Source organism: Lawsonibacter asaccharolyticus (assembly GCF_022453915.1).
GTDB lineage: Bacteria > Bacillota > Clostridia > Oscillospirales > Oscillospiraceae > Lawsonibacter > Lawsonibacter asaccharolyticus.
In genome coordinates this window covers 2,368,426-2,382,240 of the sequence record NZ_CP091870.1, presented here as the reverse complement: position 1 = coordinate 2,382,240, position 13,815 = coordinate 2,368,426, and the positions used below count along the sequence as shown (strand labels likewise).

Sequence of the window (13,815 nt, the reverse complement as noted above, 5' to 3'; positions counted from 1 at the left end):
GATCAGACTTCCTTTCGTGCGGTGAAGAAGATGCGGTCCTCCCCAGGCTTGGGGGGACGGTGCTTCAGATTTCCATATTGCTTGATCTGGGTGAACCCGGCGTCGCGGAGATAGCTGGTCAGCTCCTCCGGCGTGTAGGCCCGCTCCTCGTGGAGCTCCTCTCCCCGCTCCCACAGGCCGCTCTCCTCCTCCAGGCGGAAGATATCCATGAAGTAGGAGCAGACCCGGCGGCGGCGGGAGTACTCTGCCCGCCAGACGCAGTAGGCGTCCTCTGTCTCGTCCAGAAAGACCTGGCCATCCAGGCCCTCCAGCTTGGCGGGGGTGTTGACGTCAAAGAGGAACAGCCCGCCGGGCATGAGGAACAGGTGGACCCGCTGAAAGGCCCTCCGCAGCTTTTTCGGGTCGGTGACATAGTTGATGCTGTCCAGACAGCACACGCAGGCGTCGATGGTGCCATACAGGTCCAGCTGATCCATGCTCTGGCACAGAAAAATGGGGGCGATCCCCTCCGCATCCCGGTTCTTTTCTGCGGCCTGGGCCAGCATGTCGGGGGAGAGGTCCACCCCGATCATCTCATATCCCCGCAGGGACAGCTCGCGGGTGAGGGAGCCGGTGCCGCAGGCCAGATCCAGCACAGTGGAGCCGGGCAGGTCCGCCCGTTCAAAGTGGCGCTGGATGTATTCGGCCCAGGCGGCGTAGTCCACATCGGTGGTGAACTCATCGTAGCAGCCGGCCAGAAATCCATAGCTGTTCATTCCTGACGCTCCTTCAGACGGGGGATGACGGCCTGATAGCCATCGGCGCCGTAGTGAAGACAGCGGTTAACGCGGCTGATGGTGGCGCTGGAGGCGCCGGTGCGCTCCAGGATGTCACTGTATATCAGCCCCTGGTCCAGCAGCATGGCTACCTCCATCCGCTGCTCCATGGCTTTCAGCTCGGACACGGTGCACAGATCCTGAAAAAAGCGGCGGCACTCATCCACGTCCTGTAAAGACACGATGGCTCGGTACAGAGTGTCGCTGGATTCCTTCTCTAAAAATTTAGACATATTGGGTGCTCCTTCTCCAGAGAAAATCTTGCCTCCCGGCGGCCCAACAAGGTCCCGCCGCGCTCTTTTATATTTTAACAGGCTAATCTATGAAAGTAAACGGGGAGTGAAGAAAAAAATCAAAAACCGGCCGCTCAAATGCGGCCTGCGGAGGTTTTGACATGAGCGAACGGGAATATAAAGCGCTGCGCAGTGTACCGGCTTCCACCTGGATGGAGGGCTTTTGTGTGACCAAGCAGATGGAAAAAGCCTGCATGTGCCTCATGAGCGGCGAAGTGTCGGTGACCGCCCAAAGTCAAGCCGTCAGCCGAGCGCATAGGTTCCCTCTGTCAGTGGCAAGCTGTCAGCACGGCAAGCGGGACAGTATCGGAACGCCCACAGAGGTATTTGCCGCTGTGGGCGTTGCTTTACCCGTAAAATAGCCATATAGAACCATCAAGGAGGAGTACCATGAGCGAACACAGACCAGCATTGGAACACATCCAGGCGTATGCGGACCATCTTCGGCTGGAAGAAAAAAGCGCCGCCACTGTAGAGAAATATCTGCGGGACGTCCGGGCCTTCGCCCGCTGGCTGGAGGGGCGGGAGATCACCAAGGAGCGGACGGCGGCGTGGAAGACCCATTTGGTGGAGCGGGGCTACGCCCCCGCCAGCGTCAATGCCATGCTCTCCGCCCTGAACAGTCTGCTGGACTTTCTGGGCTTCGGGGACTGCCGGGTGAAGTTTCTCAAGGTCCAGCGGCGGATGTTCCGGGATGACAGCCGGGACCTGACCCGGTCCGACTACAACGCCCTCACCGCTGCGGCAAAGGCGCAGAACAAAACGCGGCTGGCTCTGTTGATGGAGGCCATCTGCGCCACCGGCATCCGGGTCAGCGAGGTGCAGTATATTACCGTGGAGGCGGCCAGAGCGGGCCGGGCGGAGGTCGCCCTGAAAGGCAAGATCCGCACCATCCTCATCCCCAGCAAGCTGTGCCGCAAGCTGCTGAAATACGCCAAACAGCAAAAAACCGCTTCCGGCGAGATCTTTCTCACCAGAAACGGGACGCCCCTCAGCCGCCGTCAGATCTGGGCGGAGATGAAGGGGCTGTGCAAGACGGCGGGGGTCGCGGCCAGCAAGGTCTTTCCCCACAACCTTCGCCATCTGTTCGCCGCGGCCTTTTACCGGGCCAGCCGTGACATCGTGAAGCTGGCGGATGTGCTGGGCCATTCCAGCCTCGAGACCACACGCATCTACCTCCTGACCTCCGGGGCGGAACACCAGCGGCAGCTGGACCGACTGGGACTTGTATCGTAAAGTCGAAATTCTCATTCCGTCTCATTTGCTGTAAATATAAAACTGCCAGAATTACATATTCCATGTAAATATTACCACTTTCTTTTCAAAAGAGCAAGAGCAGGACCTGCTTTTGGGCACAAAAATATGAGCCGCAAAATGGAATGTTTTTGCGGCTTTCCTTGCTACGGCTTTTTACCTGTTTTTAGAACAGCAAAAGACGCTTTTCATTCGCTCTATCTCTCTTTGTATGGCCTATACAGCAAATGATGGGACAGAATGAGAATTCTGAAAAGATTGGAGGCGATAAATATTGCGAATGACTCTCTACGACTACTGCGCGGAGCGGGATGAGCTGGTCCTGCTGACCCAGTGGGCACCGGTCAAAAACAGGACGCTGACGCCAAGAGAGGGGTCCTATGGCAGGAGACAGAAGAACTGGCGTACTTACTGGCCCGAGAGGTGGCCGCCCAGTGGTGCGTCCCCCGACCTAACCCCGGAGCACGTGACAGCGGGAAGCCGCCGGATGGCTTGGCGGGAGTGTCCCAACGGTCATATCTGGAAGGCCGCCATGTATTCCAGGGCGGGGCCGCAGAAGTGCGGCTGTTCCCGTCTGCGCCGGGAAAGTCAGCCCCAAACGGCTGGAACGCTGTCGGTGGGCGCTGGAAGAATGGGAATAAAATGGGGCCGGTCAGCTCTAATTCCCGATCTGGAAAATCGTAACAGGAGGAACGAGAAATGAAAAAACGGATATTGTCAAGTTTCTTATCGCTGGTACTGGTATTATCGCTGATGCCTGTGAGCGCGCTGGCGGCGGAGGGACCGCAGAATGTGGCTCCTGCCGTGGTCACAGAGGAGCCTGGAGAGGTCCACGGTGAGCCTCCGGTGGAGGAGGCGGCCGGGCCGGAAGAGCCGGCCTGCATCTGCGAGTCCCTTTGTACCGGGGAGACCGTGAACACGGACTGCCCCATCTGCACGGCGGACTATACCGCCTGTACCTATGAGGCTCCTGCTGATGAGCAGCAGGAGCCGGCGGGTGAACAGGGAGAACCTGTCGGCCCCACGGCGGAGGAACAGCTTACGGCGCTGATCGCGGCTCTGCCTGACCCGGCTGATATTGATCCGGAGGACGAGGAGCAGGTGGAGAGGATCAGCGACCAAATCTCCGAGATCTACGCCTATGCCGAGGAACACGGCCTTGATGTGGAGAACGATGAAACCATCAATGCCGTGATCGGGCTTCTCTATCCTGCGGATAATATAGCGAATAACGGAATATGGGACGATGAGACAACACTGTCTGAAAATCTCGTTGTTAACCAAGGTGAGACCTTGACTATCGGTGCAAAAGTGACCATCTCTGGTAATGTAACCATCTCTGGCGGCGGCACCATCAAGCGCGATCAAAGCTATCAGGGAGAACTGATTTCTGTGCCGGCTGGAGCAGAACTGACCTTAAAGGATATTACTATTGACGGTGGCGCAACGTGGACTGGTGAAGCTGCTGGTGGGCTGGCCGCGGCTGAGGCTGCAATTCGGATTGAGGGCGGTCAGGTAACGCTGGATAATGGTGCAGTAGTCCAAAACAACAACCATACCAGCACTCAGGACAATGCTTACGATCATACGACCTATGAAGAGAGTGGACAAACCTATGACCTTCCTCGATACTATAACATGGGTGGAGGTATCGCCGTCTATGGCGGCACACTGACAATGAACGAGGGTTCCTCTGTAAAAAATAATGCTGTAACAAATACAAATTACTCCAAAGTCACAAGCGGAACAAATCGCACGGGCAACAGCGATTCCTTGGGGGGCGGTGTTGCTGTTTATGAAAATGGCACATTCATTATGAACGGAGGAGAGATTTCTCAAAATGTTGCCGCTGTGAGTGGCGGTGAAGGCCGCGCCTTTGGCGGCGGTGTAGGTCTGATGACTCGCGGTGCAAATGCCCAGGTATCTGATACTCCGGATGATTATTATATTGGATTTTACATGTATGGCGGCACCATCTGCGATAACGGAGCAGCAAATGGCGGAGGTGGCATTTATGGCGGGGTTGATCAGGGAGACGATGAATCCCAAAGACATACTCATCTCGATATGACCGTTGCATCTGCTGTCTGTGAAAATACCTCATCTGCAGGTGGCGGTGGTATTCAAGTGGGCTCTGGTGACTTGAAGATCGAAGATGGGGCTGATATTTCGTCCAACACCGCAGTCAGCGGCGGTGGAATTCAGGTTGGCTCAGCCAGCCACTTTACAATGAGTGGTGGTTCTGTGTCCTATAATGAAGCTGTCATTGGTGAAAAAAACCTCCTTGGCGGTGGCATTTACTTTAGTAACGGTTCGAACAATCAGCTTAGCATCACCGGCGGAGAGATCAAGAACAACTGCTCAAAGGACTCTGGCGGCGGCATCCAGATCACAACAGGTCTTACCGTGTCTATTGCCAACTGTACCATTCAAGGAAATTCCTGTGGGGCCCAAGGAAGCGGTACCGTTGCAAACGGCGGCGGTATTCAAGCAAATCCGGGTGTTGTTCTGAACCTGTTGGACTGCGTTATTACTGACAATAAATCGATAACCGGTCATGGTGGAGGAGTACATATAAGCGGTCCCAATAAAAATGCGGGTGGAACTGCAACGATTTCAGGGACAACTACCATTCAGGATAATCAATCTTCTTTGGCTGGGGCCAATATGTATGTTGCGACTGTCACATCAACGATGGATTTGAGTAATTTGTCCCAATCATCGCAAATCGGTTTGACCTGGAATGTAAATGACGTGGATGTGAACAATGGTACTGTGGTTGCTTCTGGTGTAACCGAAGATAATTACTCATGCATTAAATACGAACCTGCTGAAAATGCGGATTATGTGTTGCGAAGGGCAGGAAACACTGCGGTTTTACATAAAGCTCTGAGCCTAACCCTGAGGTCTATTTCTCCAGATACAAACCAGCCTATCAACGACATACGCTATACGGTTCTTGGACTTGTCGGAGAAACTGTTGATTTTACAGAAGTCTGCGGTTTTGAACTGACAGGCTATCACATTGACCGCTGGGCAACGAACTATGTTGGGCAAGAAGGCTATCTATGGGAAAACCCCTATACATTCTCCGACTCCTTTAGCAGCGATGCGGCTAGGGGCGGTCCCAATGCTATCTGGGCACCAAACGAGTACAAAATTATCTATGAACTGAACGGTGGCGTTGCTGGTGTGAATGCACCTGATAAACACACCTATGGTACCGTGACGGATCTTGTTGCTCCTACCCGCGAAGGCTGTGTGTTCGGCGGCTGGTTTGCGGACAGCAGCTTCACCGGGCCAAAAATTACATCTTTGGGCGCAGAAGACTATACCAGCGACATTATGCTGTATGCCCTCTGGACAAAGGAGATCGGTGAGGACAGCAGTTATTCTGTTGATGTGATCCAAGATCAAACCTACACTGGTACGGCCATCGAGCCCGCTGTTGTTGTCAGAAACAGCACTACCGGAGATGTGATCGCGGACAGCCAGTATAGAGTTTCCTATTCCAGTAACATCAATGTCGGTGAGGCAAAGGTCAGCGTTACGATCGGAAACGATTCCGCCGAGGTCACATTCCAGATCACCAGGGACAACGCCCCCACTGTTGCAATGTCCGACGTATCTGTGACCTATGGCACTGCATATGCGATAACTGCTGCGGCCAAGACCAGCGCGGGCAATGCGATTACAGATGGTACCATCACCATCCGGTATTATACCGATGAAGATTGTTCCAAGGATGAGTCTGAAACCGCTCCCACTGCCGCGGGCATCTACTATGCCAAGGCGACTCTGGCCGAAACGGACAACTATGGCAGTGCAAGCGCGTCTGCAAAGATCACCATCCGCAACGCCGACTTCTCTGTCACCGCTCAGGGCTACGACGGCACTTATGACGGCCAGCCGCACTCCATCACTGTAACGGCAGAGGGCGCGGCTGTGACTTACTCCACCACGGAGAACGGCACGTACAGCGAGACGAATCCCACCTTTACCGACGCAGGAGAATATACCGTCTATTACAGGGCTGCCAAGGCCAACCACAACGATGTGACCGGCAATGTGACTGTGAAGATCGCCAAGGCTGTCCCCGCCATCACCATTTCTTCCGACAAAGCCGAGCTTCGCGGCGGCGGTACTGTGGAACTGACAGTCAAGGCCGCCCCCGCGGACAGCACTGTGGCCGTCACCCAGACTGATGACCAAGGCAGCGAGGCCAAGATTTTGACTCTGACGGATGGGACCGTATCTGTCAAGCTGGACAACAGGGATGCCAGGTACACCTTTACCGCATCCTGTGCTGAAACGAACAATTACACCGCAGGGAGCAGCGAATGCACCGTGACCGTCTCCCGCCGCTCCTCCGGCGGTGGCGGCGGCTCCAGCAGCAGCACTACCGCGGAGACCACCAACAGGGACGGCTCCAAAACCACCACTGTCACAGACAAGAAAACCGGCACCGTCACTGAGACCACCAAGTTCCAGGACGGCTCCATCCTGGTGGTGGAGACCCAGAAGGACGGCACTGTGACCACCACCGAGACAACCAAAAACGGTGTCAAGATCAAGACCGTGGATGAGCCGGGCGAGGATGTGACTGCTGAGATCACCGTCCCAAAGTCCGTGGGCGAGGCCGTTGTGATCATCCCCGCCGACGTGGACTGCGGCACTGTGGCCGTGGACACGGACACCGGCGAGGTGGTGAAGCTGTCCGTCCCCACTAAGGCGGGGATGACCGTCAAGCTGGCCGGCTCCGCTGAACTGGTGCTGGTGGACCGCAGCAGGAATTTTGATGACACTCGGAACCACTGGGCGAAGGACGCCATCAACTTCGCCACTGCCCATGAGCTGTTCTCTGGTACCAGTGACACCGCCTTCACCCCCGACAACCCCATGACTCGTGCCATGCTGATGACTGTTCTGGCCCGCTTTGACGGACAGGACACCACCGGCGGGGCTGTGTGGTATGAAAAGGCCATGGAATGGGCCAGGGAGAACGGCATCTCTGACGGCTCTGATCCAGACGGTTCCATCACCCGGGAGCAGCTTGCCACCATGCTGTGGCGCTATGCGGGCAGTCCCGCTGGGGGCAGCTCCCTGTCCTCCTTCGGGGACAGCGCCAGCGTCAGCGCCTACGCCCTGGAGGCTGTGCGCTGGGCCGTGGGCGAGGGCCTAATCTCCGGTACAGATGCCGGCCTGCTGGCCCCTCAGGGCAGCGCAACCCGGGCGCAGGTGGCCATCATCCTCATGCGCTTTGTGGAGAGCCTGACCAAGTAAAGTAAATCGCCCCTGCATGAATAGGAGGGCGGGACGGCACAGCCGCCCCGCCCTCCTTCTGTTTCGATGCTGGATCAAGGACAGCCGCAGGGCAAGTCGTCACGACGTTTCCCTGCGGCTTTTATTCTCTCCTGTATTTCTCCCACAGGCGTGGTGCCCTTTTCTGGTCACGAAGTTTTTTGAATGTCAGAGAAGGCCGGCAGAGAGTCCGTTCCACCCGGCAGCATGAGCACAGTGCCATGGCGGAAGCGACTCAGAAGATGCTGGCAGTTGGAGAGCGGAATCCCGCGTTAAGTGATGTCATCACGGAAATGCAGCCGGGATCTGGCTATGATAGAGCCATAAAGAAACAAGAAGGAGGATCTGAATATGTCCGCTATCAATATCGATCAGAACAACATCCAGAGTGAAGTGATGAATTCCGACAAGCCCGTTCTGCTGGACTTCTGGGCTCCCTGGTGCGGTCCCTGCCGCATAGTCGTCCCCATCGTGGAGGAGATCGCCCGGGAGCGCAACGATATCAAGGTCGGCAAGGTGAACGTGGACGAGCAGCCGGAGCTGGCGAGCCGGTTTGGCGTGGTGAGCATTCCTACCTTGGTCGTCATGAAGAACGGAAAGATCGTCGATCAGGCTATAGGTGCAAGACCCAAGAATGCAATTCTTGGGATGCTGTAGGGAGGGATGACGATGGGATTCTTCGATCTCTTCCAGCAAGCCGATATCGATCAGGGCGTAAAGGAATATTTGGCCACGCCCGGTGCTGTCCTGCTGGATGTCCGTACCTCTGAAGAATACAGAGACGGCCATATCCCCGGCAGCAAAAATGTTCCGCTTCAGGCTCTTGACAACGTGGCCTCTGTCGCAGAAAATAAAAATATGGCACTGTATGTCTACTGCCACTCTGGCGCCCGGAGCCGTCAGGCTGCCGGTTTGCTGCGGCGTATGGGATATCGCAATGTAAACAACATCGGCGGCATTGCAGCTTATGCGGGAAAGGTGGAACGATAATATGAAAGTCGTGATCGTAGGCGGTGTGGCAGGCGGAGCCACAGCCGCGGCAAGGCTCCGCAGACTGGATGAGCAGGCTGAGATCGTGGTGTTCGAGCGTTCAGGCTTTGTTTCCTACGCTAACTGCGGTCTGCCTTACTACATCGGAGATGTGATCACTGCCCCTGAAGAACTGACCCTTCAGACACCGGAGAGCTTTTTCGCCCGGTTCCGTGTGAACATGAAGGTCCGCCACGAGGTGAAGGCTATCCACCCGGACAGGAAAACGGTATCGGTAAAAAATCTGGAGACCGGAGAAGAATTCGAAGAGAGCTATGACAAGCTGATCCTGTCCCCTGGTGCGAAGCCCGCTCAACCCCGCCTCCCCGGCGTTGGATTGGAGAATCTGTTCACTCTGCGCACCGTGGAGGATACCTTCCGGATCAAAGATCACATCAATAAGCATAACCCCAAGTCTGTCGTTCTGGCGGGCGGCGGTTTTATTGGTCTGGAACTGGCGGAAAATCTGCGGGAGCTCAGCATGGATGTCACTATCGTCCAGCGCCCCAAGCAGCTGATGAATCCCTTCGATGCGGATATGGCATCCTTTATCCACGCAGAGGCACGCAAGCACGGTGTGAAGCTGGCCCTGGGATATACCGTGGAAGGCTTTGAGGAAAAGGACGGCGGTGTGGATGTGCTGCTGAAGGACAGCGCTCCCCTTCATGCGGATATGGTGGTGCTGGCCATCGGCATCACGCCGGACACCGCTCTCGCGAAAGAAGCTGGTCTGGAACTGGGGATCAAGGGCAGTATTGTGGTCAACGACCGGATGGAGACATCTGTGCCGGACATCTATGCCGCGGGCGATGCGGTACAGGTGAAGCACTATGTCACCGGCGAGGATACCCTGATCTCCCTGGCCGGTCCCGCTAACAAGCAGGGGCGCATCATTGCGGACAATATCTGCGGCGGCGACAGCCGCTATTTGGGTTCTCAGGGAAGCAGCGTCATCAAGGTATTTGATATAACTGCCGCCACTACCGGCATCAACGAGACCAATGCAAAAAAGGCGGGGCTGGATGTGGACAAAGTGATCCTGTCCCCCATGAGCCACGCGGGTTATTACCCCGGCGGAAAGCTGATGACCATGAAGGTGGTCTTTGAGAAGGGGACCTGCCGCCTGCTGGGCGCTCAGATCGTAGGTTACGAGGGTGTGGACAAGCGGATTGATGTGCTGGCTGCCGCCATCCATGCAGGCATGAGAGCAACTCAGCTCAAAAACCTGGATCTGGCCTATGCACCTCCTTACTCCTCCGCCAAGGACCCTGTGAACATAGCGGGATTCATGATCGACAATATTGCAAACGGTACCATGAAGCAGTGGTATCTGGAGGACGTTGACCATCTTCCAAGGGATGGAAGTGCGATCCTGCTGGATGTCAGGACCCCGGACGAATACGCTGGGGGCCATATGGAAGGATTCGGTAATATTCCGCTGGATGACTTGCGGGACCGGCTGGATGAGATAGAGCCGGGTAAGCCTGTATATGTGACCTGCCAGAGCGGCTTGCGCAGCTATATTGCCTGCCGCATTCTGGAAGCCAACGGCCACGAAGCCTATAACTTCGCCGGAGGGTTCCGCTTCTATGATGCGGTAACAAACGACCGGGCATTGGTTGAAAGAGCCATGAGCTGTGGAATGGACAAATAACTGCAAACTGCCAAAGCCGCGCTTTCCATCAGGAGAGCGTGGCTTTTTCTATATTCAAAAGGTGATATCATCACGGAAGAAAGTGGATCTCTCCGGTATAATGATGCCGATCAATGACGGGAGGGTGCTTATGTCTGCTATCAGAAAGAAACGAAAAGCCTTTGTTGTGCAGGAGGACTGTGTTGCCTGTGGCTGTTGCGTGAAAGTCTGTCCTTTGGGAGCGATTCAGATTATGAAGGGCATAATGGCGCAGGTGAATATGGACAACTGCGTGGGATGCGGGAAATGCGCGAAAGAGTGTCCCGCCAGCGTCGTCGAGATCCGGGAGGTGGAAAGATGAAAAGACATTGGTATGATCATCTCTGGGTCGTTTCTCTGACCTATCTGATCTTGGGCTTTTTCAATATCCTGTTTGCATGGTTGGGGCTCTTCTGCTTCTTTATCCCGCTGATCATCTCCGCTGTGAAAGGAACAAAAGGCTACTGCAACCGCTACTGCGGCAGAGGGCAGCTGTTTGGCCTGCTGGGGGGCCGCTTCGGTCTCTCCCGCAGAAAGGACATTCCAAAGTGGATGAAAAGCAAAGGATTCCGATATGGATTTCTGGTATTCTTTTTTGCCATGTTCTTTGTGATGCTCTGGAACACCTATCTGGTGTTTGCGGAAGCACAGGACTTAAAGCAGGTGGTGACGCTGCTGTGGACGTTCAAGCTGCCCTGGCAGTGGGGCTATCACGGAACATTCCTCCATCCCGGCGTGGCGCAGTTCGCCTTTGGATTTTACAGCGTGATGCTGACCTCCACTGTTCTTGGCCTGATCACCATGGTGCTGTTCAAACCCCGCAGCTGGTGTGTGTACTGCCCTATGGGGACCATGACCCAGCTGGTCTGCAAGGCGCGGAACAGCAAAGTGTGATGTCATCACGGAACGGCCGGTATTCTTTAGGTAAAATATGAGCATACCCTCTGTACACTGAGGGAAAAACCAAAACAGAAAGGGGCACTTCCCATGAGGCTGAAAGATAAAGTGGCGATCATCACCGGAGGCAGCCGCGGCATTGGTTATGCTACGGCGGATAAGTTCCTGGGAGAAGGTGCTAGGGTCATCCTGACCGCAAGTTCACAAGCCTCTGCCGAAAAGGCGGTTGAACGGCTGAAAGAAAAATATCCTGATGCGATCATCGCCGGCATCAGCCCTGATCTGGCCAGTCTGGAGTCTGTGCGGGAAGCGTTCAGGTCTGCCACTGAGAAGTATGGATGTGTGGATATCCTGGTCAATAACGCAGGCGTTTCCGAAAGCACCCCATTTATGGAATACACAGAGGAGACCTTTGATAAGGTCATGGATCTGAACGTAAAGGGCGTATTCAATACCACCCGCGCCGCAGCAGAGTGTATGGTGGCACGGGGGACGGGCGTGATCCTTTCCACGTCCTCAATGGTCAGCATCTCCGGTCAGCCCAGCGGTTTTGCCTATCCCGCATCCAAATTTGCGGTGAATGGACTGACCGTATCGCTGGCCCGCGAATTGGGACCCAAGGGCATCCGTGTGAACGCGGTTGCTCCTGGGATTACGGAGACTGATATGATGAAAGCGGTGCCCAAGGAGGTCATCGAGCCTATGATCGCCAGAATCCCGCTGCGCCGCCTGGGCCAGCCGGAGGATATTGCCAACGCATTTGCGTTCCTGGCCTCCGATGAGGCGTCCTACATCACCGGCGTTGTGCTGAGCGTGGACGGCATGGCAAGGACCTGACGAGTCGTAAGGCTGTGGTAAGTGGCAGCCTCAGAAGCAGATTGCAATATGGATCAGTAAATCAAACTCATATATGATCCTGCAAAGGGATACAGACAGAAAAAGGGGCTGCTATGCAAAGAGAACAGTTTGATATTACCGGTATGCACTGGTCCACCAGAGTGGAGCGGTGTGCGGCAGAACTGCCCGGTATTGCGGAAGAGTCCGTCAGTCTGGAGGACAAAACAGCATCTGTCAGGCTGGATCGACCTGCAACAGACGACGCCTTCAAAGCCGCTGTGGAAAAAGCTGGGTGTTAGCTGCTGAAAATCAGATAGAAAGCTGAAAATGTCCGCCTTGTGTTCAACTCGGCGGACATTTTATTATTGACCGTTCAATTCTTCCAGCTTTTTGGCATTGGTGATCTCGATGCTGCTGCGGGACAGCTTGACCATCCCCTCATTCTGAAAATATCGAAGCATTCTGGTGATCACTTCCCGATGGGAACCCAGGTGATTGGCAATGGTCTCATGGGTGATTTTCAGATGACTGGTCCCTTCGATAGACACTTCCTCCAACAAGAATGCGGCTACACGCTTGTCGAGACTCTTCCACATGACCTGCTCCATGAGCCACATGACATCGGAGAAGCGAGAGGCCATCAGTTCGTTGGTATAGTTGGAAACAGGCGCAGATCCTTCCATGATGCTCTGATAAATTTCGGAAGGTATTACCCAAAGGTCAGTGTCCTTTTCCGCCTCAACGGTCACTTCGAACTGAATGGAACGCATGATACAGGAGGCGGAAAACAGGCACATATCCCGGTCAAACAGACGGTAGATGGTGATCTCGCGCCCCTCGTCGGAGAGAATATAGGCCCGCAGCTGGCCGGACTTCACCAACAGAAGGCCGGTGCAGTCCATGCTTCCATTGTGGATCACGGTCCCTTTGCTTACCCTGCGCTCCATCAGGCTGCCAAGGATGCGTTCCTGCTGAGCCGGTGTCAGCTTGTTCCAAACCGGAAAATAGCTTTGAAAGTCCATACCGAACCCTCCTTCTGCCTATCAGTATATTGAAATCATCAAGACCTGTCAACTGACTCGTTGACAGGCCGCGTTAGCTGATCTGCTCGGTCAGTTTCCATACTTTCCGGAAGGAGCCCGCGGCGGTGGTGAACGCCGGTTCAGGGCTTTGCTGACCAGACTGGCGAGGGGGCTGTCCCCTGCCAGCATGAGAGTATCGATCAGCCCGCCGCCTCCAACTTCCTGATATCCCTTTGTCCGCTGCCCGCTCCGCCCATGTGGTGAAATGGGCAGTGGAGGGGATCACCGCCGGAACTACGGCCGCCATTTTTCTGCTGACAACACCTGCACCCATGGATCTTGACATTCCTATACTGCGACTTGGCGTGACTTCGTCCGAACACTTTGTAAAACAGCGCAATGTGATATGATTCCTCTAAGGTAGATGGTTGCAACTGAGAATCATTTTTCGGTGGCTTTTTTGCTGCTGGGCAGGCAGTTGAAGATTATAACTGGCGACTATCCTCCAGAATCGCTTCCTCTAAAGCATTGACCAAACGGGGCAGGTCGAAATTTTCCATGGAGAGATTTAAAATACTCTCTTTACTTCAGGACAAACGCGGCTGTCCAAGAGCTGGTGTCGCCTGTAGGCCGCCTGTTCTCTCTTCCATTGTTAACAATTGATAAATACGTGACTTGCCCCAATGCTCATGTAC

16 protein-coding genes are annotated in these 13,815 nt (G+C 55.0%); 11 read left to right on the top strand and 5 right to left on the bottom strand.

Going from position 1 to position 13,815, the window contains the following annotated elements; all coding sequences use genetic code 11:
• Nucleotides 1–2: 2 nt before the first annotated feature.
• Complete coding sequence (locus tag L9O85_RS11420; RefSeq protein WP_301578649.1) at nucleotides 3–755, bottom strand: class I SAM-dependent DNA methyltransferase; 753 nt, start codon at nucleotides 753–755, stop codon at nucleotides 3–5.
• Nucleotides 752–1,048: a YerC/YecD family TrpR-related protein gene (locus L9O85_RS11415; RefSeq protein WP_050623662.1), complete on the bottom strand. Its 297-nt coding sequence runs from the start codon at nucleotides 1,046–1,048 to the stop codon at nucleotides 752–754. Before L9O85_RS11415 ends, L9O85_RS11420 begins: the two co-directional genes overlap by 4 nt.
• Nucleotides 1,049–1,209: 161 nt before the next feature.
• Here L9O85_RS11415 and L9O85_RS11410 point away from each other — a divergent pair, with 161 nt between their 5' ends.
• The 3 genes from L9O85_RS11410 (at nucleotide 1,210) to L9O85_RS15210 (ending at nucleotide 3,065) form a co-directional block, all read left to right on the top strand.
• Complete coding sequence (locus tag L9O85_RS11410; protein ID WP_301578648.1) at nucleotides 1,210–1,470, top strand: hypothetical protein; 261 nt, start codon at nucleotides 1,210–1,212, stop codon at nucleotides 1,468–1,470.
• Nucleotides 1,471–1,498: 28 nt separating this feature from the next.
• On the top strand, nucleotides 1,499–2,344 hold the full coding sequence (locus L9O85_RS11405) for a tyrosine-type recombinase/integrase (protein WP_050623664.1): 846 nt from the start codon (nucleotides 1,499–1,501) through the stop codon (nucleotides 2,342–2,344).
• A 298-nt stretch (nucleotides 2,345–2,642) separates the two neighbouring features.
• Complete coding sequence (locus tag L9O85_RS15210) at nucleotides 2,643–3,065, top strand: zinc-ribbon domain-containing protein (RefSeq protein ID WP_430688793.1); 423 nt, start codon at nucleotides 2,643–2,645, stop codon at nucleotides 3,063–3,065.
• Nucleotides 3,066–3,106: 41 nt separating this feature from the next.
• Here L9O85_RS15210 and L9O85_RS11400 read toward each other — a convergent pair whose 3' ends face one another.
• Nucleotides 3,107–3,646, bottom strand: coding sequence for a hypothetical protein (locus tag L9O85_RS11400; RefSeq protein ID WP_301578647.1), 540 nt, complete (start codon nucleotides 3,644–3,646; stop codon nucleotides 3,107–3,109).
• Nucleotides 3,647–3,778: 132 nt separating this feature from the next.
• Nucleotides 3,779–4,411 (bottom strand): hypothetical protein, encoded by a 633-nt coding sequence (locus L9O85_RS11395; protein ID WP_301578646.1) that lies wholly within the window; start codon nucleotides 4,409–4,411, stop codon nucleotides 3,779–3,781.
• 1,143 nt (nucleotides 4,412–5,554) lie between these two features.
• On the opposite strand from L9O85_RS11395, the gene L9O85_RS11390 reads away from it, so the two are divergent.
• The 8 genes from L9O85_RS11390 to L9O85_RS11355 all read left to right on the top strand — a co-directional run bounded on the left by L9O85_RS11390 (nucleotide 5,555) and on the right by L9O85_RS11355 (nucleotide 12,397).
• Nucleotides 5,555–7,645: an S-layer homology domain-containing protein gene (locus L9O85_RS11390; protein ID WP_301578645.1), complete on the top strand. Its 2,091-nt coding sequence runs from the start codon at nucleotides 5,555–5,557 to the stop codon at nucleotides 7,643–7,645.
• Between the two features lie 369 nt (nucleotides 7,646–8,014).
• Entirely contained in the window at nucleotides 8,015–8,320 is a 306-nt protein-coding gene (gene trxA / locus L9O85_RS11385; RefSeq protein ID WP_301578644.1) for a thioredoxin, read from the top strand.
• A 12-nt stretch (nucleotides 8,321–8,332) separates the two neighbouring features.
• A complete protein-coding gene (locus L9O85_RS11380; RefSeq protein WP_301578643.1) occupies nucleotides 8,333–8,653 on the top strand; it encodes a rhodanese-like domain-containing protein in 321 nt (106 codons plus the stop codon).
• Nucleotide 8,654: 1 nt separating this feature from the next.
• Entirely contained in the window at nucleotides 8,655–10,346 is a 1,692-nt protein-coding gene (locus tag L9O85_RS11375) for an FAD-dependent oxidoreductase (protein ID WP_301578642.1), read from the top strand.
• Between the two features lie 130 nt (nucleotides 10,347–10,476).
• The gene (locus L9O85_RS11370; RefSeq protein WP_050625422.1) at nucleotides 10,477–10,686 is read left to right on the top strand and encodes an ATP-binding protein; all 210 of its coding nucleotides are present in this window, start codon (nucleotides 10,477–10,479) and stop codon (nucleotides 10,684–10,686) included.
• Complete coding sequence (locus L9O85_RS11365; RefSeq protein WP_050623672.1) at nucleotides 10,683–11,258, top strand: hypothetical protein; 576 nt, start codon at nucleotides 10,683–10,685, stop codon at nucleotides 11,256–11,258. The genes L9O85_RS11370 and L9O85_RS11365 overlap by 4 nt, the downstream gene beginning before the upstream one ends.
• Nucleotides 11,259–11,351: 93 nt before the next feature.
• Complete coding sequence (locus tag L9O85_RS11360; RefSeq protein ID WP_108980701.1) at nucleotides 11,352–12,098, top strand: SDR family NAD(P)-dependent oxidoreductase; 747 nt, start codon at nucleotides 11,352–11,354, stop codon at nucleotides 12,096–12,098.
• Nucleotides 12,099–12,211: 113 nt separating this feature from the next.
• Nucleotides 12,212–12,397 carry a heavy-metal-associated domain-containing protein gene (locus tag L9O85_RS11355; RefSeq protein ID WP_301578641.1) on the top strand — a complete coding sequence of 62 codons (186 nt, stop codon included), beginning with the start codon at nucleotides 12,212–12,214 and terminating at the stop codon, nucleotides 12,395–12,397.
• Between the two features lie 63 nt (nucleotides 12,398–12,460).
• Here L9O85_RS11355 and L9O85_RS11350 read toward each other — a convergent pair whose 3' ends face one another.
• Nucleotides 12,461–13,120 (bottom strand): Crp/Fnr family transcriptional regulator, encoded by a 660-nt coding sequence (locus tag L9O85_RS11350; protein WP_050623674.1) that lies wholly within the window; start codon nucleotides 13,118–13,120, stop codon nucleotides 12,461–12,463.
• Between the last annotated feature and the right edge of the window lie 695 nt (nucleotides 13,121–13,815).